Consider the following 24995-nt stretch of genomic DNA (forward strand, 5'->3'; position numbering starts at 1 on the left):
TAACCGAATAACCTCAAAATGAAGTTAAGAGCCGAAAATTTAGTCAAAACCTACAAAGGCAGAAGTGTTGTTAAAGGCATCTCTGTAGAAGTAAATCAGGGAGAAATTGTTGGTCTTTTAGGGCCAAACGGTGCCGGAAAAACCACTTCTTTCTATATGATTGTAGGCTTGGTAAAACCCAATTCCGGAAACATCTATTTGGATGACATGAACATCACCGATTTTCCGATGTACAAGCGTGCCCAACACGGGATTGGTTATTTAGCCCAAGAAGCTTCGGTCTTCCGAAAATTGAGTATTGAAGATAATATTTTGAGTGTTTTACAACTCACCAAACTCAGCAAAGAAGAACAAGTGGCCAAAATGGAAAGTTTGATTGCCGAATTCAGTTTGGAACACATTCGAACCAACCGCGGTGATTTGCTTTCGGGTGGAGAAAGAAGAAGAACAGAAATCGCTCGCGCCTTGGCAACGGATCCGAAATTTATTTTGTTGGACGAGCCTTTCGCCGGAGTTGACCCGGTGGCGGTAGAAGACATTCAAAGAATTGTAGCCCAATTAAAAAACAAAAATATCGGTATCTTAATCACCGACCACAACGTTCAGGAAACGTTAGCCATTACCGATAAAACCTATTTGATGTTTGAAGGAGGAATTCTAAAAGCCGGAATTCCGGAAGAATTGGCGGCAGACGAGATGGTAAGAAAGGTATACCTCGGACAAAACTTTGAATTGCGTAAAAAGAAATTGCATTTTTAAACACAAATTGCACAGATTTTTAGAGATTTTTATATGAAACCATCTAAAGAACTTCAAGAAGAATGGGCCAAAAATCCCAGATATTGGAAACTTGGCGGATTGTTTTATTTCAATAGAGAAGACGACCGACTTTTAGTGGATAAACCGAATCCAACCTACGGAACAACTTTCAATTTTGCGCATAAACAATCATACTTGTACCTATTGCTGATCTTTTCCTTTTTTGGGTTTATAGTTTTTATGGTCACAAGAAATCACTAAAAAAGCTTCCTAAACGGAAGCTTTTTTAGTAACTATATTATTGAAAACCGATAGTAACACATAAAGCAAAATAATCAACGGAACGGCCAATATCTGAAGGAAAACCAACATCAAAACAGAGATTATCAAAAAGAAAATCTGCAGCTTATATTTGGCAAAAGTGAAATTTTTAATCTTCAAGGAGAACAACGGAATTTCGGCGTTCATGATGTAAGCACTCAAAAATGTCATCAGCAACAATACCCATTTGTCATAAAAAATACCCAAATCAATATCCTGATGAAAGTAATCGGCAATAACCGGTAAACTCGTAAAAAACAAACTATTAGCAGGCGTTGGCAAACCAATAAAAGAATCCGATTGACGCGTATCGATATTAAATTTCGCCAAACGATAACAGGCACCTAATGTAATGACAAACCCTAAAAACGGCACATAACTTTCTATACCAAAAGCATGATAATCACGTAAAAGAACAAACATCACATAACCCGGCACAACACCACTTGTCACCATATCCGCTAATGAATCCAATTGTACTCCTAACGGTCCGGCAACACCAAACTTTCGGGCAAAGAATCCATCAAAAAAGTCAAAGAAAATTCCGAGACTGACAAAATAAAAAGCCCATTCATATTGGGCATTAGAAACAAAAACAAGCGCCACGCAACCACTAAAGAGATTAAGCATCGTAAATAAGTTGGGAATCTGGGCTTTGATATTCATCGATTAAGGTTTGATATTTTTAAAGAAATACAAATTTAATACAATAAGTTGCAGACTTCTGCGTTTTATATTCAAGATTTTTATGTGATATTTGTAAAAAGAAAAATTGCCTTGAAAAAAACGATTGCTATCCTGCTACTTTTCACTAGCCTAATCACTCATGGTCAAGCCGTTAGAAAATACTCCAATGAGTTCATGAACATTGGCGTGGATGCAGCAGCTTTAGGCATGTCGAATGCTGTAACCGCTTTTACCGGCGATGTGAATTCGGGGTACTGGAATCCGGCCGGAATTTTAAAAATTGAAGACCACGAAGCGGCTTTGATGCACGCCAGTTACTTTGCCAATATTGCCCAATACGATTATGCGGCTTACGCCAAAAAAATAGATGACCAAAGCGCTTGGGGTGTTTCTTTAATTCGTTTTGGAGTCGATGACATTCTAAACACTACCCAATTAATAGACAGCGAAGGCAATATCGATTACAACCGAATCAGTCTGTTTTCTACAGCCGATTATGGCTTGACTTTTTCCTACGCCCGAAAAATGAAACTCGAAGGTTTTCAATACGGCATAAATGCCAAAGTTATCCGAAGAGTCATAGGCGATTTTGCCAATTCCTGGGGCTTTGGTTTTGATGCCGGTTTGCAATTCGACAAAAACGATTGGCATTTTGGCTTAATGTTGCGTGATATTACAACAACTTACAACGTTTGGGCCATCGATGAAGACAAATTTGAAGCCATTCAAGGCGCTGTAGAAGGTCAGAATCAGGAATTGCCTGAAAGTACCGAAATTACTTTGCCGAAAGCCCAACTGGGAATCGCCAAGAAATTCGAATTCCATTACGACTATACCTTGTTGGCCGCTGTAAACCTGAACATGCAATTTGCCGAAACCAATGATATAATCTCTACCAGTGCCGTGAGCATTGATCCTGCTTTGGGATTTGAGTTTGGGTACACCGATTTGGTGTTTCTTCGCGCCGGTGTCGGTAATTTCCAAAATGTAGAACAAATCGACGGTTCTACCAAAGTGAATTTTCAACCGAACATTGGTTTAGGCTTTAAATACAAAGGCATTCAAGTAGATTATGCTTTGACCGATTTGGGTGACCAAAGTGCCGCTTTGTACTCCAATATCTTTTCGGTTAAGGTTGATTTGAGTATTTTTAGATAAAAAATTATGTTGAAAAAAGTATTCTTCTTACTCCTATTGGTTTTCAGTTTACCCGCTTTTTCACAAAATCCAAGGCTGACTGAAAACACCCAAGTGAGCATTTTTACTTGTGGCCGTGGCGAACAATTGTATTCTACTTTCGGACATACCGCGTTGCGGATTAAGGATGAAGCCAACCAATTGGACATTGTTTTCAACTATGGCGCTTTCGATTTCAGAACGGAAAATTTTTATATGAAATTTGTAAAAGGCGATTTGCAATATTTTATGAATGTCACTTCGTTTGAAGATTTTATATTGGAATACCAAATCGACGAAAGAGAAGTAATTGAACAAACCATAGAGTTGCCATTAACCCAAAAACAAGCCCTTTTGGATGCTTTGGGCGCCTCGCTCAACTCTTCTGAAAAGTATTATACTTATAAGTTTATCGATCGAAATTGCACCACTATGGTTGCTGATAAAGTCAGTGTTTTATTGGGTCAAACCCAAATTCAGAAAGTCGATGACAAAACCCTGAGCTACAGAGCTGTATTGTATCCGTATTTTGAAAATTACTTTTGGTACAAATTGGGCATCAATATCATCTTTGGCGCCAAAACCGATGCCGATGCCGAAAAACTATTTCTGCCCGTTGAATTGATGAACAGTTTAGACAAAGCTACTGTAGCCGGAAAACCATTGGTAACTAATAAAAAAACCATTCTCAAAGGCACTGAAACCAAACCGGTTTTTTCCTTTTTCAATAGCATATACATCATTATCACTTTCTTTGTAGTGCTGATTGTCATCAATAAGCGTTGGTTGTTTTTGACCTATCTCTTTGTCGCAGGACTATTGGGTGTTTTTCTTTGTTTGGTGGGTTTGTATTCGCAGCACCAAGAAGTGCTTTGGAATTACAACGCTTTGCTTTTTAGTCCGCTATTTTTGGCTTTGCCTTTCTTAAAAGAAGCAAAACTGAAAAAAATCGGCAACCTCTCTTTGGCTATTTTGATGGTATATATGATTTTTATGTTCAACAAACCACATTTACCCATCATGCTGCCGTTTATCTTAGCAACGTTCTACATGTTGTTGAAAATCATCGGAAGAAATCCTTTAAAACTATTGACCGCGGTAAAATAAAACGGTACTCAAGGTTTTAAACATTATACTAAAGTCGAGGAAAAGACTGCGGTGTTTGATATAATACAAGTCGTATTGAAGTTTTATCAAACTGTCATCTATCGTTTCCCCATAAGAATAATTGACTTGTGCCCAACCGGTTAATCCGGGCTTTATTACGTGACGGGTTTCGTAAAAAGGCATTACTTCGGCTATTTCGTTGACAAACACCGGTCGTTCAGGTCTTGGACCAATTACTGCCATATCGCCTTTTAGAATATTCAAAAATTGGGGAAACTCATCAATTCTCGATTTTCTCATGATTTTGCCAAAAGGTGTAATTCGGGAATCGTTGGTCGTAGCAAAAACAGCTCCGCCGCTTTCGGCATTTTTAACCATGGTTCTGAACTTGACAATATTAAAGATCTTGCCATTCTTACCCACTCTTTCTTGGGTGTAAAATAATGGTCCTTTACTACCCAAAAGATTTCCCAAAGCTACAATCGGAATTAACAACAAACCGACAGTCAAACCGATTATGGAAATCACAATTTCTAAAAACCTAACGATAATTAAATACAAATGGTTTTGGTTGCTGCGGCTGAAAGGGAAATAACGGTAAAAATCGCGAGAAACATATTGCACCGGAATGCGCTGGGTAATATTTTCATAGACTTGGGTGTATTCTCTGATGATATAACCACTTTCAAGTAAATGAATCAGCTGGTTGTATAATTTGACTGTAATACCGTCCGTTTTTTGGGAAGCGATCACAATTTCAGAAATAGAATTCTTCTTCACAAATGCTTCTAAACTATTAATGTCAACACTTTTAATCTTAGGATAAAGATCACTTTTTAAATTGGCGCTGTCGGAATTGACAAAACCCAACACTCTATAATGCGGATCGGCATTTTCTAAACCATCCACCAATTCTTTTACTTGTTCTTTATCACAAATCAGGATTACTTTTTTCAGAAATCTATTCGAGGCAAAAAAGCGAACATAAATCATCCGCCAAGTAAACAAAGCCACAAAAATAGCGATGAAGAAGAAAAAGATTTGGATACGATTGGTAGGTAAAATCGGGGTAAATATCGGGGTCAATAAATACATCAACACCGTCGTAGAAGACGTAAGTATGATACTCTTAATGACCTGAAACTGATTGCTGGCAACCTGCAAATTGTACATTTCAAAGACAGAACCTATAAAATTCAAGTAAAGTCCTAAAACAATGGTCCAATAAAAATTGGTTGCCGAAATATTGAAGTAGTTAAATTTAAAAACTATTCCTACCAAGTACAACGAAACCAACACGGAGATGACGTCAAAAAGTCTTAAAAGAATTTTTCTTTCCGAAATTTCAAAGTGAATATCCTTGTATTTGTTCATCTTTTTGATAGCACCTTATTTTTTGAAGTCGCAAGTTAATAAATCTCGTGATTATATCAGTAAATCTATCCACTCCTTTTTTACGATTTCCCAATCAAAGCCCTGAACGGTTTCTTTGGCATTCTTAGTAATGTTTAGCGCAAGATTTTCCTCCACAAACAACCTGAGAACTTGCTGTGTCATTCCCGCCGAATCATTATCGTTGACCAACAGAGAATTGGCCTCATGTTTTAACAAATAAGGAATACCTCCCACATTGGTAGAAACAACGGGCAAACCTAAAGCCATCGCTTCAATAACGCTTATGGGTGTATTGTCGAAATGCGTAGTATTGATAAAAACGTTGTAATCTTTGGATTTGGCTATCCAATCTTCTTTAGACAATTTGCCGGTGAATTTTACTTCCACGTTGTTTTTTTGAGCAAAACGCTTCGTCTTTTCGAAACTATCGTCTTTTTTGGGACCAATCATGCACAAAGTAGCTTCGGGATATGTTTTTTTTAGATTGATAAAAATCTTTACGGCCATTATCGGATTGTATATTTTGGCAAATGACCTTACCCAAAGTATTCTCGGAAAATCAAATGTTTTGATCGATTGAGTATACAGCTGTAAATCAACAGTATTGGGGATGTATTTTAAATTGGCATAACCGTTATTTTTAAAAGCTTCATACAAATAATAAGACGGGGCTATATTGATAAAGGCGTTGTTGAATATCAAATTGGAAAAAAACTTTGTCCTGACAATCCTGTTGGGCAAGTCACCACCGTGTAATTTCGGGATGTATTTTACATTTAAAATTCTACAGAGTTGAGAGATAATAAAAGCATACCAAAAATTTTTAGTACTGTAGGTATCAATCAAAACGTAGTCTACTTTTTTAGCATATTTAAAAGTCATAGAAACCATTTCCAACATTCTAAAAAACTTATTTTTTTTAGAAGAAGCATAATAAACGGTGAATCCTTCGGCTTCCAGAAACGAACCCAATGTTTCTATAGAAGTAGAAGTATACCCATGGTCAGATAACTTATTTCCTATGTAAAGCAGGCTATTCATCCATATAAACTTTTAATAGCGATAACGAATATACAAAAGCCGGCGCAGCAATTCGCATTGCGGCATGATTAATTGTCAGTAACCAAAATACTAAAAAACAAAACATATAAATATTTTGCTTGTTGTCGAGATATAAAAAAATAGGGGTCAAAAATACAATTAACAGTGCCATTATTCCCAATGTCCCGTGTTCGGCAAAGGTTCGCGAAACTTCATTGTGTGACGTGATAATTTCACCACCGGTTTTTTCTTCTCTAATTTCGAGACCTTTGGCCACGCCTATTCCAAAAACCGGACTGTCTAAAAAGGCATCGATTTCACTGTCTAAAATCTCCTCTCTTCCGGTAAACTGACTTTCTTTAACTTTCCCGGTAGCATCTTGGTTGGCGTATCTTTTGTCAATCAAACCTCCTGTTTGGTTGGAAGTATAAACCCAAGTCAAGGCAAAACCAACCAGGAATAATACCAACAACATGTTGAGCTTGTACTTGCCCTCTCCTCTGGCATTTTTATACAAAAAGAAGATTAAAATTAAAATCATCAATAAACCGGTAATCATGCCTCCTCTCGAAAAAGTAACCAAACCGCGATAACTGATATTGAAAATAATGATCAGGTTGATTACAAACATTAATTTGGTTTTTGATTCCAAAATCAGTCGCGAAAAGAAAATAAACATTCCAATTCCGAGCAAGGTGGCAACCTGATTCGGACCAAATCCACCCGAAGTTTCCAAATTAGAACCTGTACCGGTCAAAATGGTTTTCAACTCCGGCGTATACAGTATCAAGTACATCGTAGTAGAAATAATGGGCAATCCCATCGCCAATAACATATTGTTTAGTTGGGAAAACAAAATCTTACGGTTGTAATTGTAAATTGCTGCTACACCCAAACAAGCCGGTCCCGATATATTAAAAGCCAAAGAAGTTCGAAGATCCGACTTTAAATTTAAAGTTTCGGTAGCCACGATAATCCCGGGAAACAGCAGTAGTAAGTAAATCCAAAACGGAATAGCATTCTTAGAAAATCCGCTGTAATACATTCCTAAAAACAAGAACATCATCACGCCGTATTTAGAAAACTCATACAAGATATTTCCGCCGGTCATCCTAAGGAAAACCTCACTTCCCACCAAATAGGCTGAAACAAAAAGCACTTCATTGCCTCTGTTGCTGGTTTTAATCACATAATAAATTCCGAATATTAAAATCGAAAAGCCGTATACTTTTGAAAATTGAGGATAATTATAAATTAAAAACCCAATTAAAACGTGAGATAAAACTAATAATATATAATTTCTTTCTTTCATAGTTTTATAACCCTTTAATCCAATTTAAATATTTGGTCATGACGCCTTCTTCCGAATGATTTTCTACAACGGTTTGGTGCAAAGCATTACCCAATTGCGTTCTTAAGGCTTCGTCATCAATCAATTTTGACAAACTTTCACCAAAAGCATCCACTTCATTTACACCAACAATAAATCCGTTTACCCCATTTTTTATTATCAACGGAATTTCACCAACATTGGTAGAAACTACCGGCTTTTTATACAAACCGTATTCAATCAATGCCACCGGCAATCCTTCTGATTTTGAAGTAAGTATAGCAATATCTGTTTGATTGATGATAGGAACGACATCATTTTTAGACCCGTAAATAAAAACCGTATTTTGCAACCCTTTACTGATAATCAATTCTGAAATCTGTTTGGAATATCCATCTTCAAAATCTTTTCCTACCAAATGAAAGGTCCAACTCGGTTGGGTTTCTTTTAATTTCTCGGCTACATCCAACAATAAAAAATGATTTTTTTGGTCTCTCAAATTGGCCAAACACAAAATGCGCTTACCAACTTCTCCTTTCAAAACAGTTTCGGCTTTCACTGTTGAAACCTCATTGGTAAAATTAGGGAAATAAACCACGTTTTTACAATTGAGTTCTTTTTCGGCCCAATTTTTCAGCTTGAAATTGACAACGATAATGCCTTTAAAGAAAAACGAAGCAACTTTGAGCACTAATGATTTTTGGGTACTGATAAACTCACTCAACCCATTGTGGTCATGCCAAATGATTTGAATTTTCGGGTAAATTATTTTGACTAATAAAGCGATGAAATAAGAACTACTGTGCGGTTGAAGAAAATCAACCTTATTCGTTTTACAGTATTTTTTTAATCGAAAAGCCGCAGCAAAATCAAGTGTTTTGGCCTTCTTCAAAAAAAGATAAGACACCGAATCCTCCAACTGACTTTTCAAATGGCCTTCCGCTCTGGTCGCAACCAAGCCCGAAAAATCAACCCTATTTGAAAGCGCATTGGCATAATTGATGGCCATTTTTTCGGCACCGCCAACTTCTAAAGAGTCAATAATTTGTACTATTCTCATGATGGAAAAAGCTGTTTAATTTCATTTTCAAACACATCCAAAGTGTATTGTCTCGACCATTGAATGGCATCATTGACTTGCGCTCGGTAGCGATTTTCATCTTTTATAATTGCCTCTATTTGGCTGACATCATCATCCAATTGCAATTTCAAAAGCAATCCGCGATTTCCGTTATCCAACATATTGGGCACACAAGAAACTCGGGAAGCGATGGGCAAACAACCCCAAAACATGCCTTCCGCAATGACTTTGGGCCAACCTTCACTCAATGACGGTAAAACTACAAAATGATTTTTGATATAAGCGGCTTTAACGGTTTCCTGGTTTTGATTGCCTTCCAAACTGATAATATTTTCAAGACTATTCGTCTTGATATAATCTTCTAAACTGTTCCGCTCTGCGCCTTCGCCAAATACTGTCAACGCAACGTCATATCCGTTTTTATACAGTTGCTCCACCAATTGAATGGCGTATAAAGGTTGTTTCCCATTAGACAAAGTCCCGACAAAAACGAAAGAAATCTTTCCGGTTAATGGTCTCGGACTAACAGCAATCTTATCGCGCTCCGAATAACTGGCTGTAAAAAACGGTTTGATGTTTTTAGTGCTGTTTTCCCATTCGCCATACACCAAAACTTGCATGTTTTTGGTCAAAAAAGTATTGCTCAAAATCCATTTTTGCAAGCGATAACTCAGCGGCTGTTTGGCCTCTAAATCCCAATTGCCGGCGTATTTTGCGGTTTTGGGTTTGTTTGGAAATAAAATCTGAACCAAACATCCCAACAAACCCATGTTTCCGGGACATCGCAAATGAATGTGGTCGGATTGCTGCATAGCTTTGTAAATTTTAAAAACAATTTTAGGCAATTTAAAAATCGTTTGAAAAGCGGATTGTAAAGACAAAAAATGATAAGAAGCTACAGTTCTGAAATCAATGTTTTGATGGGAATAGGGTATTTCAATCGCAGTTTTTTCCTTTAAAGTCAAAGGTGCGACCACGATGATTTTATCTACATATTTTGCCCAAATATTCATTTCTCTCACATAAGGAGAATACGCATAATATTCGCCATTTTGAAAGCCGTGAGGAACGTGTGTAATGAGGCAAAAGGTCATGTTGGTTTAAGATTCTGTTTTGGGTTGGTCAAAAAGCAAACGCACCAAACCTACGGTTCTTCCCCAAGATTCGGTTAACGCTTCCCAACGTTTGTTAGTGGTAAAGATATTGCTAAATCTGATGAATATCAATACTAATGAAATGGCGGTCCATTTTAGCTTGGCTTGGAACGAAGGCTTCGGGTATTTCACACGCCATACAAACCAACCGTTTCGGGTCACCATTTTGCCGTATTGGTATTTGTTAGGCCTACCCGATTGGTCGTGGTAATGTGACAATTGGGCTTTGGTGGCAATTACATTTTTTCCGAATTGTTGCGCTCTGATACTAAAATCGGCATCTTCATACAAGCCGTAACCTTCAAAATAATGCGAAAATTTAATGGTATCAAAAACTACTCTCTTGAACGAAAACGACATCCCTATCAACAAATCAACTTCATAAATTTTGCCCGTCAAAGGAAAACCACAAGTTCGGCCGTGTGAGTATTCGGGCATGCGTCCCGGACCTGAATCCGACTGCAAACCGAGATAATTTCTTAAAACATTTCTTGAACCTTCGGGATAAACGTAGCCTTCGAATTCATAAAACTTGTATTTGCTGTACGTTGTATTAAGTTCTTTTTTTACCCAACGGTTTTCATTTATGGCAATTCCGGCCACACCTGTTATGGTTGAATCCGTTTGATAAGCTTTGATGATTTCTTCAAAATAATTGGGCTCCAAAACCGTATCATCATCCAAAAAACAAATTACTTCCGCTTCCGATGACACTTTGGAAACCCCAAAATTGCGCTGTTTGGTTAAGCCTCTGTGCTCCTTTTCCACTTTAAAATAAGTCAGATTCTGAAAAGGATGCGCGGCAATCATGGCTTTGGTTTCGTCATTCACAGAACCGTCAACAATCAGAATTTCATTGGGATAAAGTGTTTGCCCTTTTACCGAAGTCAATAACTTCAATAAAGGATTGGGTCGCATATACGTACAAACTATCAGGGTAAAATTCATCTTATTCATGCTTTAATGTAATGGCCCAAAAAACACTGGTATTCCATTTTTTTTTAAACAATTTAATATACCCCAAAGGATTCTTTAAAAAACTTTTGTTGAGATTCTTGAAGAAAATCGTGGTTTTATAACTTCGCAATTGTTCCGGCGTATCATACAACAGTCGGAACAACATCACGGTTGGTGACGGTTTGGGTTGGATTACTTCGTGTTGCCAACGCAAAATTGGTTTCGTTCTGAATCCGCCCATCGGTGCTTTTAAGTGTAAAATATTGGAGGAAGAAATATACAAAATATCAAATCCTTTTTGGCGCAATTGCATCCCAAAATCATTGTCTTCGCCAAAACCAAATTCGTAACCCATATTAAATCGCAATCCTTGAAGACAAGTACTTTTTACAAAAGCGTGACCCGCACCAAAAACGGTAAATTGCTTGGGTGCTTGACGTTCTATGGTTTGTGTTTTCAAATGACACGCCACCAAAAACACTTCATTTCCGGTTGACCTAAAAGTGTCCAAAGCCTTTTCGAGTAAATCATTGCCAAAAACAATATCGTCATCGGCCATAAAGCAAAATTCGCTCGTGATCAATTCCAAGCCCATATTTCGCGCATTACAAGCACCGGCTTGATGGGTAAATCGGTGTTTGATGGTAAAAGGCCAAGCAGTATTTTGGATGAAATCCAATTCAGAAACGCTGTCTGCAATTGGATTTTGTTCAATAATGACAACGTTGGTCGGCAAATGCGTTTGTGCGGCTAAATTCTTGAGCACGTCCAACAAATATTGTTTGCGACCAATCGTGGGAATCAGTACATCAATCGTGCCTTTTTCTACTGTCGTTTTGGTTGAATTTAATGGTATTTGATTGAGCCGAATCGGGTTAAAAGTTCGCTTTTTATAAAACAAAGAAAACAGCAACGGCAGCAACGGAAATCGCTTTTCAAACAGCACCAAATTAAAGAACAAAAGGAAAATCCAACGCGTTCGGTAATGCTGTTTGGTAAATTTAAAAAGAGTATAAAGACTTGTGGTCTTTAGTGGCATTTCAGCGGTTTTGCCACGGAGTAATTTGGGTTCCGAATAGCACAACAAACCGTGAACGATGGCTCTTTTGGCCAAAGAATGCAGAAAATAATCCAAGTCATTTTCTGGCTTCAAATAAGGTTGACAAGCTTTTAGTGCCGAAGCATGAATAGCACCAACCTGACTACTCATTTGCCAAGTGGCGTATCGAACTTCTTTGTTTATTTTGATAAAAGGAGAATCTTCGATATACCCCAATTCTCTTCCGAAATAATCCGAAGACGAAGGATTAAAGGAAAAAAGCAACTTTTTATGGTGAAACAGGTTTTCAATCGAATTGACATTCAAGTTGTCTGCCAACCTTTGGTGACACCAAACCAATAGTTCATCTTCAAATTTATCCGCCAAATCAAGCAATACTGCAACCACATTCCGATTTTTGAAAGTCGAAAAGTCAATCGCTTCGGCTGAAACGACGTTAGTTACTTTTGATTGATTGTGATAAATTATAATCATGAAACTTTATTTATTTCAAATTCGGTCCGGCAAAGGTTATGATTTCATTGCCTCTGAAAGTGACTGTCTTGTACGGATAATTCATTTGGCGGAAAAAAGCTTCCACTTTGATATACGTTTTCTCGCCATTGACCACGTGATAAGATGCGATGGCAAAGTTCGGTTGTAACGTTTTAATGGTATTCACACAACCGTCAAGCGCTTCTATTTCGGCACCTTCGATGTCCATTTTGATAAAGTCGAGTTTTTGAATATGGTTATTTTTAACCCAATCGTCAATAGTAACCGCTTGTTTTTTGACACAATGTTCGGTATCGGGCATCCACACCGCAGAAGAACCCACAGTTCCGGCTTCGTAAAAATCGATCCATTCATTTTTATCCCAAAGCAACAAATCTTCAATCTTGATATTGTCTGTCAAATCCGGATTCAAAGCCCTATTTTTTTGGATTCGCTCGATATTGAATGTATCCGGCTCAAAGGCAAATACTTTTCCGCTTTTCCCCACCAATTTGGAGAAAAAAATCGTCAAATGGCCACAATTGGCTCCGGCATCAATGACCACATCGCCCGATTTTACGGTATAAAAATGTTGGTAATAGTCAAAATCCGCCACTATCGGATACAAAGCCTCATGGGTGATTAGTGTAGTGTTTTGAAAACCGGTTTTATACACCAATCTTTCTTTTCCTTCCACCAAATCAAAGGTCACTTTATTAGGTTTCAACAGTCTGTAATAAAAAAGTTTCAGCTGTTCTTTGGCGTTGCCTTTGGGCATCAAACTACTGAGTATTTTCTTGAGTGCTTTTTTCATCGGATTAGTTTTTGATAGAAAGCAGCACTTTGTTGGGCTACCACTTGGATACTGAATTTTTGTTGCACTTTGGCTTTGGCCGCTGTGCCAATTTGATTTCTTAGTGAGGCATTTTCAAGCAAGGCGTTTATTTTTTCGGCGTAGGCTTGGTGCGCTTTGGGATTCACTAAAAATCCGTTGACGCCATCGTCAATTACTTCTTTGGCCCAACCGATTTCCGAAGCGACAATAGCCTTTTGCATTGCCATCGCTTCTATCCAGGAAACCGGCAAAGCTTCGGCAAATGTGGGAAAAACACAAACGGTGGAAGCATTGATATGCGTCTTCATTTGGTCATAAGGCACGCTTCCCAAATAAGTTACGTTTTGAAATGCATCGGCATCAAACAGCGGTTGCATCATTGCCCAAACCGAAGAATTGCCGGTGGTAATATCCGCAGCGTCTCGGCCGATAAGGACTAATTTGGCCTGCTTATTTTGCTTATATACTTCATTAAAAATCAGCGGCAATTCGAGTGAACCCTTTTTCCGAATTAAAGTGCCAAAGTATAAAATGGTATCCTCCTCTGTGTTATTATTTGTTGCTGCAACCGAAAAATCATCCAAATCAATGCCATTCGGAATGACGGTAAAATCGTTTGACAAAGCCAATAATTCTTTGGTCACTGTGGCTGTATATTGACTGACTGAAAGCCAAGCATCGGCGTTTTGCAGTGCCTTTTTTTCTCTGAATTTATTGAGAAACTTCACCGGTCGTTGGTCTAAATGACAAAAATAAGTGTCGCTGCCGTGAAGTTTAATCACCAATGGACATTTCAGTTGGATATTGGAAGTAATTCCGGTCCAATCCGCAGCTTCAACGATATCAATTTCGCCTTTGTCTACCAAATCATTAATCCGTTTTTGAATCTTTTTTTGGGTCAAAATTCTCGAAAATCCTTTGAGTTTTCGGTTTTTGATTTTATAAAATGTCAATCCGGCATCAGTAAAAGTTTCGTCTTGGTCTTGGCCATAAATCACAATCGTAACTTGGTGACCCAATTGGAGTAAGCCTTTGCTTAAATTCAGGATACTCGTCCCTATTCCGGCCGAAAAACCGGTTTTGGCATGAGGATATTCAGAAGTCAGGAAGGCTATTTTCATATTCCTATTTTTTCATCCAAACACAAGAAATGTTTCGACCATTGGTTTGATTTTCGGCAATCAATTGACTTTCTTCTGCCTTAAAACTTTCGATTAAATCACTTTTCAAGTACCCAAAAAAACCATAGGAACGCATTTGCAACAATTCAAAATTTTGCAATTGGCTTTTCAAAAACTGTAAAGAAATGCCTTTGTTCGCAGAATCGGTTTTGGTTTCCACATGGATATCGGTAACCGACCAAATCTCGTCGGCAGTCATGCGCTTTTTGATGGTTTTCTCCGCCAACAATTGATCGTTAATTAAGTCGATATAATCTTTTCTCCCTAAAAGGCGCTTGAAGGATTTGAGTAACTTCTTCGGAATAAAATCGGTAATTTTTTTCTTTTTTGGTAAAGCTTCGAGGGCTTTTTCATAACGTTTTCTCCGGTTCAAATATTCCGCTTCATTGATGGCATCTCCATTCGGGTCTTGTAAATGAATTAAAATCCCGCCCGAAGTCAACGCCTTATCCACCTGACTCAAAAAAGTTTCTAAATCAGGTATGTGGTGCAACACCGAACTGATGATGATAACATCAAATTTTTCGGTCAGCGATGCTAAATAGCCATTAACTGTTTTATAGGGTTTGCCCCAGGTCTTGGCTTTGGCTTCGGCAAAACGCAACATATTAGGCGAAGTGTCCAGTAAAGTCACTTGGCTAATGTGTGCTCCGAGTTTTGAATTGAGTAAAATTTGAGAACTCAAACCTGTACCACAACCAATGTCGAGCAAGCTGAGTGCTTTGCTTTGTATATTTTTTTGAGTCATCAAATCGCCAACCAACAAATCAATCTGCTCTTGTAAACTTCCCCACATGTCGGTGTGCATTGCATCATAATGTTGGGCTTCAAAATCATGAAACACGATATTGATTCTTTCCTGAAATTGCTCCGGAGAAAGAGTGCTTCCTGTTTTTTGTATTAAAGGCAATAACGATTGGTAGGACATGATGTAAAATATAGTTAGAACAATTAGTTGATTTTGCTTTGAATATAATAGTCAGACAAGTCTTTGTCGATGATCATTGCTGCTGCAGGAAGTACGGTTTTACCCTCCGGAATGTCTTGGGTAATTACCGAGTTGGCACCGATGGTCACTTTATTCCCAACCGTAATTTTTCCAAAAACTCCGGCATTCGGCCCGATAAAAACTTCATTGCCTATCGTTGGCACGCCCATTTTTTTGCCATAATTACTCACGCCAATGGTAATTCCTTGGGAAATGTTGCAATTGTCACCAATCACACTATCGCCGTGAATGACTACGTTACCAAAATGACCGATATAAAATCCTTTGCCTATTTGCGTTCGGTACGAAATATCAAAACCATACTTGACTTTTAGTCTTCTAAGCCACAAAAAATAAAAGTAAAACAACAATCGGTTGCGTCTACGGTAATGTTGCACCAAACGAAAAATGGTCATGTATTTCAATCCGGGATTTGGGCTTATGATAAAAACGTCAAACAAAACCCCAATGGTAATTTTGTGAATACCACAGCGTTTGTAATCAGATAAAATATATTCTTTTGCCATTTTATTTTTTACAGATTTCCTCTATTGCAGTCCAAATTCTTTCCGAAGCGGATTGCGGCGGATGTTGGGTGATTTTTTCAAACCATTGTTTGGCGTTGGCAATCACGTTTTCAGCTTTGTTATCTAATGTCTTTGCAATGCAATCCTCAATTTCATTAGGATGGTTAATCCAAAAAACGGAATCTTTACTCGGCATCGACCTGAAATGGATGAATTGGTAAATATTTTTCACCGACCATTTAGGATATTGTGCATTCGGCACTTCATAATTGATATAACCGCAAGGCTTGTTGAAAGACACATAGTCAAACACCATTGAAGAACCTAGGTTAATTACCATTTCAGTGTGGGCTATGGTATTCATTTGCAGCGCTAAATCAGCTTTGGTAGGTGAAATGTCGTGCCAAGCCTCTCCTTTTTTCTCCCACTTGGGAATAATGCTGGTGATAACGTCTTGGTATTGTTCCAATACCGCATCAAATCGATTGGAAAAATCCACCGGACATCTTCTGAAAATGATGCCTAAATTATGTCCTTGTTGGTTCAGCCTAACCACTGCAGCAGCGGTATCCGACAAATAGGTTGGATCATTGGGAGAAGTAGTCACATCATCACCCGAAAAACAGAGGTATTTTTTATTTAAATCCAAATGGTGCTCGTTGAAAAACACTTCTTTGGAAACCAGTAATTCTTTTTCGGTGTGGGTTTCAAACTGTGGTGTTCCCGTAACCCTGATTTGACTTTCTTTGACGTGCGGATAGTAATACAACAATTCGCCTTTCATGTGTTCACTCCACACAAAATAGTAATCGGTTTCTACAATCTTGGTGGCTTTGGGCAAATTGTCCCAAGAGAAAATAAACGTGGCGGTTGGAATTCCCAAATCCTGAGCGGCCAGTATCGGAGCTACAGCCAACATGGTTCTCTGGTTCGTACAAAAAACCAAATCGGGGTTTTCTTTTTTCAGGGTTTCTAAGCTGTCAAAGTAGAGTTTGGTTTTTCGCTCTTGTTTGGCGATGCTTTTTTTGATGCGCTCCAGTCCTTTTTCTGAATTGTTAAAAAGAACCAATCCTTCTTTGTAAAGGCTTTTTAGGGTTGATTTTACATTGGAATACGAAAACGGAAATCGGTAATACTTGTAAATAGTATCATTGGATTTCTTGATATTTAAGTTTAATTCTATTCGGGTTTGAGCCATCTTCAATAGGTCGGTCATCGGATGTGCTTTGGCATTTTGGAAACGTATTTCTTTGAAGCCCAACTCACTCAAATCAAAAAGGGTATTGTTCCAAAAAGTAATGTCAATCCCTTTTTGTAAACCAATTTTATGAAAATTTGTAAAAGAAAAATTTCTCAGTCCGACACCATCCGGAAGAAGTATGAATATTTTTTTGTTTTGCATTCCTGTTTTTCAATTGAAGTCTCAAATATCTCTATTTTAGAGTTAATATGAAAGTAAATGAATGCTAAAATGTACGGCTCGGATAATATTTATTGCGATAATTAAGGAAAAACTTTTCAATTCTGTAAGTCATGATAAAACCCGAAATGACAGAGATTGTAAATACAATCGGAAAAGCTGCAAAACGATTAGTAATCGGTAGAAAACCAAAACAATAAATCACCATGGAGTGAATCACATAAATCGAATAAGAACAAAAACCTATTTTACTGATAAAATTTACCACCGTTTCCGTAAAAAGTTGGTTCAGTTGCTTGTTCACATTGGCATCAATTAAAAAATGTACCAGCAAAATTCCGAAAGAAATATAAAGCATCGTAAACCCAATTGTTTTCACGAAGAAAGAATCTCCGGGCGCTATAAAAGGTGTAAAGGAAAGCAACGCTAAGGAAAGCCAAAGTAATTTAGACTTGTGCGTTAGATAAAAAGTCGCCAAAGCTTCTCTTCTGAAATGATACCAAAACGAAACCAACACGCCAAACAATAACGAATCTATCCTCAAGTGTGACATGGTCATATTTCGCGCTGTGTCGTCGGGAAATTGGATGTTGGCTACTATTCTTAAAAGAAAAACCAACACCAAAACCGCTACCAAGTATTTTTCAAAAGCTGAGATTTTATTCGGTAATATTTCAAAACGGAGGATTTTTTTATTGAAAACCAACCACAATACTAAGGCTAAGCCAAAATAAAAATGTTCTTCAACCGCCAACGACCAACTCGCGGCATAGGCATAACCCCAACCCAAAGCATAATTCTGAACAAAAATCAACTCGTAAAAAGCTTTTTCTAAATCGAATTTGTGGAGTATGATTCTCGGAATAATGTAGAGAACGTAAGTCAGATAAAAGATAGGATAAATTTTGAAACCGCGTCGGATTAAAAACAATTTGGCATTAATGGAACCAAACTTTTGGTATTCTTTAAACAACAAACCCGAGACCAAAAAACCGCTGAGCACAAAGAACAAATCGACCCCAATCCAGCCCATCGTTTCCAAAAAATCAAACAAAACTTGATGGCGAAACAACACTAAAATAATAGCGATGCCGCGCAAAAAGTCGAGTTCTCTTAATCGGTTTAGGGTTGACATTACAGTAAATTTTGGTTGATTCCTATGGTCAATTCTCCTGAATTGAAGAACTCAAAATCATAGTTCCTAAGCACTTCATAAATCGCTTCCCTACAATCAAACTCATCGTGAATTTCAATGGCTACACATTTGGTATTTGCCAAATAGGACACGTCTGCTTTGGATGACGTCAGCACTTCTTTTTCCGAACCTTCAATATCAATTTTAAGGATATCTATAGTTTGAAAGTGGTTTTTCTCCATCAGATAATTAATGGAATAAGCTCTTAAATTAGTCTCCGTGGCAGTTTCCTCCACGCGAAATGACCAATCGTTTTGATCTCTAAAATCGCTTACAATTCTTAAAAACGAATTCGTACTCCAAACACCGCCTTTTACTTTTTCTGTGGCGATAACTCCATTGGCTGAAAGGTTAAAAGACATCGTTTCAAAATTGGAATCATCGGGTTCAATGGTAATAAAACGGGAGTCTGGAAAAAAGGTAGAAAAGTAAACTGAAGTCAGACCAATATTGCTTCCGGCATCAATAAAATTCAACTTCTTATCGTTGGGAAAATGCTTTTGAAAAACTTCCACAACCGGTTTGTATTCCATGTAACGGTAGATTTGGCTAAACACATCCATATCGCTGGAAGGTCTTTTTCTGATTTTTAAAGTAACACCCAAATCGGGATAAGCAGACACAAAATCCTTGGTGCTTTCTTGTTTTAAAAAGCCCTTAAAACTAATCAAGTGAAAATAAAACTCATTGAGTTGTCGTTCCTTTTCAGTGGTTTTCAAATGCAATACACGCTTGAGCAAATACCGAAGTATCAGTAGTCGATTGGCCCAATTTAATCGATAGAGCTGTGTTATTTTTTGCATATTATTTTAAAATTTGTGCCGCGTTGATCCATTGCCAAATGTGAAAACTACTCTGGTTGTCTCCGTTAAAAAAATGATCCAATTCGGTTTGCAAAGCCTTTGAATCAAACCATGAGTTCTGCTTCAACACTTCCACTTCGGCCGTTACCCAAGCTTTCAAATCTTCCGAAAGCCATTCTCGTTGTGGCGTTTGCAAAGGTCTTTTGGGTGCCAAAACTAAGTCTTTTTGTAAAAACTTTTCGGCTATTTTGCGAAGCATCCATTTTTGAATGCCGTCTTTGATTTTAAAATCGGTCGGTCGACTGAAAACATATTCCACCAACTCATAATCCAAAAAAGGTTCGCGCAATTCGGTGCCGTACATCATTGAAATGCGGTCGTTAAAACGCAACGCTCTGGGGATTTTGGTGCAAAACAAATCGCGGTATTGCATATTCAGTAAGGCGTCTTCAAAAGGTTTCGGGTAATGGGTTTTGGCATAATTTTTCGCAAAATCTCCATTCAAAACGCCGGCTCTAAAAGGCGATTTCGTCACACCTTGCACGATGCTTTGCGAATTGGAAAGATAATAATCATATCCGGCCCAAGCTTCGTCAGAGCCTTGACCGTCGAGCAAAACCTTAACGCCGTTTTGACTCGCCGTTTTAAATATATTCGAATAAGCAATCGTTGGAATTCCGCCATAAGGTTCGGCTTGCAATTGGGCAATTTTAAGTGATAAATCGGGAACTTCATTAGCCGATAATGGGCAAACATTCAAATGATATGGTCGTTGTTCCAACATCGATTTGACCCAAGGCAATTCGTCGTAACGGTCGTCATTGGTCACAAAAGTAAAAGCTTCAATCGTTGATTTATCGATATCTTGTTGGTCAATCAGTGCCAATAACGTACTCGAATCCAAACCGCCGCTTAAATTAAACCCGATAGGAACATCTGCTCTGAATCTTAAGTTAATGGCTTTCAGTAGTAAATGGGTAATGTATTCTTCTTCGTTTTGATGAAACCGGTTTTGCAATTGAGCTATTCGCTCCTCAAAGTGGTACCACTTTTTAATTTGCAAATGATTGTGTTGTAAAGTCAAAAAATGTCCGGCTTCGAGTTGCTGAATGTCGGTCCAAAATGTCTCGTTGGGTAACCCGTAACTGCCTTCGGAAAAGAAATTGAGCCAAACTTTATCATTCGGTTTCTTAGCAATTCCGGCCGCAAAAAGCGTATTAATTTCAGAAGCAAAAAAGAAGTTATTTTGGTCAAAAAAGTAATGGAACGGTTTTACACCAAATCGGTCGCGCGCGGCAAACAAGCTTTGTTCTTTGACATTCCATATCGCAAAAGCAAACATACCATTGCATTGGTCTAAACAATTTTCACCCCATTCGCGATAAGCGTTGAGTAAAACTTCGGTATCGGATTGGGTTTTGAAAGTGTATTTGGACTGAAGCGTTTTTCGCAACTCCAAGTAATTGTAAATTTCGCCATTAAAAACCATGACATAGTTTCCACAATCACTCAAAAAAGGTTGGTTTGCGCCTTCCGACAAATCAATGATGCTTAAACGGTTGTGTCCTAAAGCAATCTTGCCTTCTATTTCCCAATCGGCGGTAAAATCGGGACCGCGATGCTTTTGGGCTTCGAGCATTTGCAAGATGGTAAACTTATTGGCTTTTGGCCCAATGATTCCGGCAATTCCGCACATCTTATGAAGTCGTTGTTTTTAAAAATTGAAACACTATAAACTCTTCTGTCATCGCCATCGATTCATAAGTAGCACCGGCTATGTGCGGTGTGATGATGATATTGTATTCCTCGGTGGCCAATTCGACCAAAGGATTTCTTATCAATTGCTTTTTGTTGAATTCGTCTTGTAAAACATCGGTGGCAATGCCAAATATTTTATTTTGTTTGAGCAATTCGGCTACCCGATTTTCATCCCAAACATTCCCGCGAGAGGTGTTGATTAGCACTGCATTTTTTTGACAATGTTCCAATAATTCTTCGTTGACAAAATTTTCATTTTCTATATTGTACGGAATATGAATGCTGATAATCTCAGCCCAAGCAAATAAGTCTTCCGGATTAGAGAAACTCTTATACTTATTGGTTTGGGAAACGATATCAAAATAACCTATCTCCAAACCGAAAGCTTCGGCAAAATGAGCGACTTGCTTGCCTACTCTGCCCAAACCTAAAATCCCGATTTTCTTTCCGCGAAGGTTGTTTCCTTTGAAATGATCTCGATACCAATTTCCTTCTTTTACGTCTTCGAAAGCGCTTGGGATTTTCTTGAGCAAAGCCATTAGCAAAGCCCAAGTATGCTCGGCTGTGGAAGGAATCGACCCTAAAAATTCGACTTCGCCTTTTAACGAAATGACTTTTCCGCCACGGCTTTCAAAATAGTCGGTATCAATATGATCTAAACCCGTTGTAGCGGTTAAAATGTATTTAAGTTGTGGTGCTTTTTCAAGTATTTCTTGGGTCAATTTGAATCTTAATCGGACAAACAAAACATCAACCTCAGCAATATTTTCAGTCAAGTCTTCAAGTGAAGTAAAATCACGTTGAACCACCTCAAAATGTTTTTGAAGTTCGGCAATCGCATTCGGACTAAAATCTTCCGATTCAGTGATTAAAATTCTCATCTTTCCAATCTTGGTATAATATTTCGGCTATTTTAAAATCTCTTGGCGTATCAATGTTGGCCAACCAATCCGCCTGCATTACATACGCTTTTTTATTGGCTACCATAAAGGAGTTTTCTTTGAAAAAAGCAGCAGTTTTCACGGCATAAAAACAACCATTGCGATAATACACCGGTTGCAAATCTTGTCTTCTGGCAGTTTCGCCTTCGGTTAAAAAAGGAATCAGAACATCATTGGCGCCCAAATTATACATGCGCGCCGGATGCATATCATCCATCGGAACGACACTGATAACACCGTTGGTATTTGTATCGTTTTCAAATATAGTAATGATGTTGTCTAAATCGGCGGCTGTTCTTAATGGTGAAGTCGGTTGCAGCAAGACTATAATCTCAAAATCTTCTTGTAATTCTTGGTAAACATGTTCTACGGCAGTCACCACATTACTGGTGTCGGTGGCCAAATCGCTTGGTCTGAGAATCACTTCGGACCCAAATTGCTTTGCCACATCGGCGATTTCCTCTGAATCCGTAGAGACAATGAATCTTGTGGTTTTTTTGGAGGCTTTGGCACAATCAATGGCGTGTGCAATCAACGGTTTGTCTCCCAATATTTTAAGGTTCTTCTTGGGAACGCCTTTCGAACCGCCACGCGCCGGTATGATGACCAAAACTCTCATTAATAGGTAATGGTTTTGTGAAACTGTAGCGGTAATTCTTTGAGCAATTGCGCTATTTTATCTCCGGCATCACCTCCGCCGTACACATCCGATTTCGGTCTTTCTTGTTTTTTTAGTATAGCATCGACCGCCGCTATAATCTCGTTTTCGTCATAAGTTACATCGACCACATTTCGCCCACGGTCACGACGGTTTTGACGCGATCCGATGTTGATTGTCGGCACACCAAGATAAGCACATTCTCTAATGCCAACACTGGAATTCCCAATCAGGCAAAGCGAGGAATGTAACAAGTTGAGGAAATCATCGCCTTCCATGTTTTTAAAAAAGTGTACGTTTTCCATTTTATATTTTTCGCGAAACGAACGAATTCCGGTGGAAGTGCCATCCGCTCCGGCATCCACATTGGGCCAAAACCAAAGTGTGGGTTTGTTGATTGTTTGAATCGCTCTCAAAGTCGCTTCTATGTGTTTTCGGGAATCTTGGTATTCATTGGTCACCGGATGTTGCATCACGACGATATAGCCGTTGCTCAAATCGGGTTGCGAACCAACGCCGCCGTATTTTTCATACGGATTGAAAGTCAACGCATCATTTTTTGCCACTTCCTGCGCAATATCAATAGAAGGACAACCGGTGTTGAACACCATATTGGCATTTTCACCGAGCTGAATCACTCTTTGCTTTGCATTTTCGGAAGCCACAAAATGGTAATCGGCCAATTTGGTAATGGCGTGTCTGACTTTTTCATCAATATTGCCGGTTACTTCACCGCCTTGAATGTGTGCCAGAGGAATGTTCATGTACGAAGCCGAAATCGCTGTGGCCATGGTTTCAAATCTATCGGCAACAGTAACCACAATATCCGGTCGAAGATTGTCAAAAACCGTTGACAATTCGAGTATTCCGATGCCGGTTGTTTTCGCAGCAGCGGTTAAATTCTCCCCTTCGAGTACATTAAAAACTTTGGCGGCAATTTCGAAACCATCTTTTTCAATGTAATTCACCGCACTACCGTATCGGTCGAGCAAAGCCGAAGCCGCTACGATGAGTTGCAACTCCAATTCGGGATGCTTTTTAATGGCGGTTAAAACGGTTTTAACGCGGCTGTAAGAAGGTCGGGCTGTGATAACGACAGCTATTTTTCGGGTGTGGCTCATGCTAAATCTGCTTCATTCAAGAAATCCCATTGGGACTTATCAGTGTTCAATTGTCTTCCGATTACTTTTTCAAAATCGGCTGCGTCGATGCCGTAACCTTTGGGCTTTTTGCTTTCCAAATCGGCAAACGTAAGGACATGTCCTTGTGGTAAATTTTTATTAATGGCCAATGATTTTTCAAAGATGCTTTTCAGTTCAGTGAAATTATCATTGTTATTTTTATCAATAGGATTATTTTGTGCCAAATGTATTTCGGCTGCTGCTTCAACCAATTGCTTGGTTTCTTCTATAGTCAGTGACGCAATCGCATCAGGTCCAAACATCGAACGGCTGAACACCACGTGAAACTCTAAGATTTCCGCACCGAGGGCAACTGCGGCAATTCCGGTAGCGATTTTGGCCGAATGGTCAGAAAAACCAATGGACACATCGTATCTTGCTTTCAATTCTGCTATCACATTCAAACCGTATTGTTCGGGTTTTGTCGGATAAGCGGTGGTGCATTGCAAGATGGAAAAATGGACTTTTTTGCTTTTCAAGAAATCGATCGTTTTGTCCAATTCGGCAAAACTGCTCATGCCCGAAGAAATGACAATCGGTTTTCCGGTTTGGGCAATTTTTTCCAACAAAAGAAAATTATTGACTTCGCCTGAACCTATTTTGTAAGTGTGAACGCCTACTTCTTCCAACCAATCCACCGCCAAATTGCTGAAAGGCGAACAGATAAAATCCAATCCTACTTCGTCGCAATGTTGTTTGATGCCTTTCCACTGTTCGAGTGTGAATTCCATGCGCTTCCAATAGTCGTAACGAGTGGCATCTTCTTTGGAGAATTTCACCCGAAAAGGCTCATGGATACTACTTTCGGCTTCGGCTATGTGCATTTGGAATTTAATCGCCTGCACACCGGTTTTAGCCACGGCATCGATATAGGAATGCAATATTCCCAAACTGCCTTCGTGCGCTTGAGCAATTTCGGCTATTAAATAGGGTTTGTGGTTCATCAATTTGGATTGTAACGGAAGT

24 protein-coding genes are annotated in these 24995 nt (G+C 38.6%); 4 read left to right on the plus strand and 20 right to left on the minus strand.

Annotated elements, in window-relative coordinates; all coding sequences use genetic code 11:
- Window positions 1–18 precede the first annotated feature (18 nt).
- Window positions 19–759, plus strand: coding sequence for an LPS export ABC transporter ATP-binding protein (lptB, locus tag HA632_RS00635; RefSeq protein WP_176305310.1), 741 nt, complete (start codon window positions 19–21; stop codon window positions 757–759).
- 33 nt (window positions 760–792) lie between these two features.
- Entirely contained in the window at window positions 793–1020 is a 228-nt protein-coding gene (locus HA632_RS00640) for a hypothetical protein (protein ID WP_176305311.1), read from the plus strand.
- A gap of 9 nt (window positions 1021–1029) precedes the next feature.
- Here the strand turns inward: HA632_RS00640 and HA632_RS00645 are convergent, their stop codons facing one another.
- Window positions 1030–1746 carry a phosphatidylcholine/phosphatidylserine synthase gene (locus HA632_RS00645; RefSeq protein WP_176305312.1) on the minus strand — a complete coding sequence of 239 codons (717 nt, stop codon included), beginning with the start codon at window positions 1744–1746 and terminating at the stop codon, window positions 1030–1032.
- Between the two features lie 195 nt (window positions 1747–1941).
- Between HA632_RS00645 and HA632_RS00650 the strand changes: the two genes are divergently transcribed.
- Both HA632_RS00650 and HA632_RS00655 read left to right on the plus strand, forming a co-directional pair.
- Window positions 1942–2925 (plus strand): PorV/PorQ family protein, encoded by a 984-nt coding sequence (locus HA632_RS00650; protein WP_176305364.1) that lies wholly within the window; start codon window positions 1942–1944, stop codon window positions 2923–2925.
- Window positions 2926–2931: 6 nt separating this feature from the next.
- Window positions 2932–4050 carry a DUF4105 domain-containing protein gene (locus HA632_RS00655; RefSeq protein ID WP_176305313.1) on the plus strand — a complete coding sequence of 373 codons (1119 nt, stop codon included), beginning with the start codon at window positions 2932–2934 and terminating at the stop codon, window positions 4048–4050.
- Here HA632_RS00655 and HA632_RS00660 read toward each other — a convergent pair.
- The 19 genes from HA632_RS00660 to HA632_RS00750 all read right to left on the minus strand — a co-directional run bounded on the left by HA632_RS00660 (window position 4030) and on the right by HA632_RS00750 (window position 24973).
- Entirely contained in the window at window positions 4030–5424 is a 1395-nt protein-coding gene (locus HA632_RS00660) for a sugar transferase (protein ID WP_176305314.1), read from the minus strand. The genes HA632_RS00655 and HA632_RS00660 overlap by 21 nt on opposite strands.
- Before the next feature lie 51 nt (window positions 5425–5475).
- Window positions 5476–6486, minus strand: a complete 1011-nt coding sequence (locus tag HA632_RS00665) for a glycosyltransferase family 4 protein (protein WP_176305315.1) — start codon at window positions 6484–6486, stop codon at window positions 5476–5478.
- Complete coding sequence (locus HA632_RS00670; RefSeq protein ID WP_176305316.1) at window positions 6479–7798, minus strand: O-antigen ligase; 1320 nt, start codon at window positions 7796–7798, stop codon at window positions 6479–6481. Before HA632_RS00670 ends, HA632_RS00665 begins: the two co-directional genes overlap by 8 nt.
- A gap of 4 nt (window positions 7799–7802) precedes the next feature.
- Window positions 7803–8876: a glycosyltransferase gene (locus tag HA632_RS00675; protein ID WP_176305317.1), complete on the minus strand. Its 1074-nt coding sequence runs from the start codon at window positions 8874–8876 to the stop codon at window positions 7803–7805.
- Window positions 8873–9991, minus strand: a complete 1119-nt coding sequence (locus HA632_RS00680; RefSeq protein WP_176305318.1) for a glycosyltransferase — start codon at window positions 9989–9991, stop codon at window positions 8873–8875. Before HA632_RS00680 ends, HA632_RS00675 begins: the two co-directional genes overlap by 4 nt.
- A 6-nt stretch (window positions 9992–9997) precedes the next feature.
- On the minus strand, window positions 9998–10999 hold the full coding sequence (locus HA632_RS00685) for a glycosyltransferase family 2 protein (protein ID WP_176305319.1): 1002 nt from the start codon (window positions 10997–10999) through the stop codon (window positions 9998–10000).
- Between the two features lies 1 nt (window position 11000).
- On the minus strand, window positions 11001–12542 hold the full coding sequence (locus HA632_RS00690; RefSeq protein ID WP_176305320.1) for a glycosyltransferase family 2 protein: 1542 nt from the start codon (window positions 12540–12542) through the stop codon (window positions 11001–11003).
- A 10-nt stretch (window positions 12543–12552) separates the two neighbouring features.
- Window positions 12553–13356 (minus strand): FkbM family methyltransferase, encoded by an 804-nt coding sequence (locus HA632_RS00695; protein ID WP_228778728.1) that lies wholly within the window; start codon window positions 13354–13356, stop codon window positions 12553–12555.
- Complete coding sequence (locus HA632_RS00700; protein ID WP_176305321.1) at window positions 13353–14498, minus strand: glycosyltransferase family 4 protein; 1146 nt, start codon at window positions 14496–14498, stop codon at window positions 13353–13355. Before HA632_RS00700 ends, HA632_RS00695 begins: the two co-directional genes overlap by 4 nt.
- A gap of 4 nt (window positions 14499–14502) precedes the next feature.
- Window positions 14503–15486, minus strand: a complete 984-nt coding sequence (locus HA632_RS00705) for a bifunctional 2-polyprenyl-6-hydroxyphenol methylase/3-demethylubiquinol 3-O-methyltransferase UbiG (protein ID WP_176305322.1) — start codon at window positions 15484–15486, stop codon at window positions 14503–14505.
- Between the two features lie 23 nt (window positions 15487–15509).
- On the minus strand, window positions 15510–16073 hold the full coding sequence (locus HA632_RS00710) for a serine O-acetyltransferase (protein WP_176305323.1): 564 nt from the start codon (window positions 16071–16073) through the stop codon (window positions 15510–15512).
- 1 nt (window position 16074) lies between these two features.
- A complete protein-coding gene (locus HA632_RS00715; RefSeq protein ID WP_176305324.1) occupies window positions 16075–17475 on the minus strand; it encodes a UDP-glycosyltransferase in 1401 nt (466 codons plus the stop codon).
- Window positions 17476–17539: 64 nt separating this feature from the next.
- Window positions 17540–18628, minus strand: a complete 1089-nt coding sequence (locus HA632_RS00720) for an acyltransferase (RefSeq protein ID WP_176305325.1) — start codon at window positions 18626–18628, stop codon at window positions 17540–17542.
- Entirely contained in the window at window positions 18628–19491 is an 864-nt protein-coding gene (locus HA632_RS00725) for an FkbM family methyltransferase (protein ID WP_176305326.1), read from the minus strand. The genes HA632_RS00720 and HA632_RS00725 overlap by 1 nt, the downstream gene beginning before the upstream one ends.
- A gap of 1 nt (window position 19492) precedes the next feature.
- Complete coding sequence (asnB, locus tag HA632_RS00730) at window positions 19493–21187, minus strand: asparagine synthase (glutamine-hydrolyzing) (protein ID WP_176305327.1); 1695 nt, start codon at window positions 21185–21187, stop codon at window positions 19493–19495.
- A 1-nt stretch (window position 21188) separates the two neighbouring features.
- A complete protein-coding gene (locus HA632_RS00735) occupies window positions 21189–22130 on the minus strand; it encodes a D-isomer specific 2-hydroxyacid dehydrogenase family protein (protein WP_176305328.1) in 942 nt (313 codons plus the stop codon).
- Complete coding sequence (locus tag HA632_RS00740; protein ID WP_176305329.1) at window positions 22111–22809, minus strand: acylneuraminate cytidylyltransferase family protein; 699 nt, start codon at window positions 22807–22809, stop codon at window positions 22111–22113. The genes HA632_RS00735 and HA632_RS00740 overlap by 20 nt, the downstream gene beginning before the upstream one ends.
- Window positions 22809–23969: a UDP-N-acetylglucosamine 2-epimerase gene (gene neuC, locus HA632_RS00745; protein WP_176305330.1), complete on the minus strand. Its 1161-nt coding sequence runs from the start codon at window positions 23967–23969 to the stop codon at window positions 22809–22811. The genes HA632_RS00740 and neuC overlap by 1 nt, the downstream gene beginning before the upstream one ends.
- Window positions 23966–24973 carry an N-acetylneuraminate synthase family protein gene (locus HA632_RS00750; protein ID WP_176305331.1) on the minus strand — a complete coding sequence of 336 codons (1008 nt, stop codon included), beginning with the start codon at window positions 24971–24973 and terminating at the stop codon, window positions 23966–23968. Before HA632_RS00750 ends, neuC begins: the two co-directional genes overlap by 4 nt.
- Window positions 24974–24995 lie beyond the last annotated feature (22 nt).

Origin of the sequence: Flavobacterium sp. J49, from assembly GCF_011742145.1 — a bacterium.
Taxonomy (GTDB): Bacteria; Bacteroidota; Bacteroidia; order Flavobacteriales; family Flavobacteriaceae; genus Flavobacterium.

Excerpts from the sequence above, each read along its gene's own strand:
- HA632_RS00660 (WP_176305314.1), bottom strand. The coding sequence starts at position 5,424 with ATGAACAAATACAAGGATATTCACTTTGAAATTTCGGAAAGAAAAATT.
- HA632_RS00675 (WP_176305317.1), bottom strand. The coding sequence starts at position 8,876 with ATGAGAATAGTACAAATTATTGACTCTTTAGAAGTTGGCGGTGCCGAA.
- HA632_RS00690 (WP_176305320.1), bottom strand. The coding sequence starts at position 12,542 with ATGATTATAATTTATCACAATCAATCAAAAGTAACTAACGTCGTTTCA.
- HA632_RS00720 (WP_176305325.1), bottom strand. The coding sequence starts at position 18,628 with ATGTCAACCCTAAACCGATTAAGAGAACTCGACTTTTTGCGCGGCATC.
- HA632_RS00750 (WP_176305331.1), bottom strand. The coding sequence starts at position 24,973 with ATGAACCACAAACCCTATTTAATAGCCGAAATTGCTCAAGCGCACGAA.
- HA632_RS00695 (WP_228778728.1), bottom strand. The coding sequence starts at position 13,356 with ATGAAAAAAGCACTCAAGAAAATACTCAGTAGTTTGATGCCCAAAGGC.
- HA632_RS00655 (WP_176305313.1), top strand. The coding sequence starts at position 2,932 with ATGTTGAAAAAAGTATTCTTCTTACTCCTATTGGTTTTCAGTTTACCC.
- HA632_RS00700 (WP_176305321.1), bottom strand. The coding sequence starts at position 14,498 with ATGAAAATAGCCTTCCTGACTTCTGAATATCCTCATGCCAAAACCGGT.
- HA632_RS00645 (WP_176305312.1), bottom strand. The coding sequence starts at position 1,746 with ATGAATATCAAAGCCCAGATTCCCAACTTATTTACGATGCTTAATCTC.
- HA632_RS00640 (WP_176305311.1), top strand. The coding sequence starts at position 793 with ATGAAACCATCTAAAGAACTTCAAGAAGAATGGGCCAAAAATCCCAGA.
- HA632_RS00680 (WP_176305318.1), bottom strand. The coding sequence starts at position 9,991 with ATGACCTTTTGCCTCATTACACACGTTCCTCACGGCTTTCAAAATGGC.
- HA632_RS00670 (WP_176305316.1), bottom strand. The coding sequence starts at position 7,798 with ATGAAAGAAAGAAATTATATATTATTAGTTTTATCTCACGTTTTAATT.
- HA632_RS00725 (WP_176305326.1), bottom strand. The coding sequence starts at position 19,491 with ATGCAAAAAATAACACAGCTCTATCGATTAAATTGGGCCAATCGACTA.
- HA632_RS00705 (WP_176305322.1), bottom strand. The coding sequence starts at position 15,486 with ATGTCCTACCAATCGTTATTGCCTTTAATACAAAAAACAGGAAGCACT.
- neuC (WP_176305330.1), bottom strand. The coding sequence starts at position 23,969 with ATGAGCCACACCCGAAAAATAGCTGTCGTTATCACAGCCCGACCTTCT.
- HA632_RS00665 (WP_176305315.1), bottom strand. The coding sequence starts at position 6,486 with ATGAATAGCCTGCTTTACATAGGAAATAAGTTATCTGACCATGGGTAT.
- HA632_RS00710 (WP_176305323.1), bottom strand. The coding sequence starts at position 16,073 with ATGGCAAAAGAATATATTTTATCTGATTACAAACGCTGTGGTATTCAC.
- HA632_RS00715 (WP_176305324.1), bottom strand. The coding sequence starts at position 17,475 with ATGCAAAACAAAAAAATATTCATACTTCTTCCGGATGGTGTCGGACTG.
- HA632_RS00650 (WP_176305364.1), top strand. The coding sequence starts at position 1,942 with ATGAACATTGGCGTGGATGCAGCAGCTTTAGGCATGTCGAATGCTGTA.
- HA632_RS00740 (WP_176305329.1), bottom strand. The coding sequence starts at position 22,809 with ATGAGAGTTTTGGTCATCATACCGGCGCGTGGCGGTTCGAAAGGCGTT.
- asnB (WP_176305327.1), bottom strand. The coding sequence starts at position 21,187 with ATGTGCGGAATTGCCGGAATCATTGGGCCAAAAGCCAATAAGTTTACC.
- HA632_RS00685 (WP_176305319.1), bottom strand. The coding sequence starts at position 10,999 with ATGAATTTTACCCTGATAGTTTGTACGTATATGCGACCCAATCCTTTA.
- lptB (WP_176305310.1), top strand. The coding sequence starts at position 19 with ATGAAGTTAAGAGCCGAAAATTTAGTCAAAACCTACAAAGGCAGAAGT.
- HA632_RS00735 (WP_176305328.1), bottom strand. The coding sequence starts at position 22,130 with ATGAGAATTTTAATCACTGAATCGGAAGATTTTAGTCCGAATGCGATT.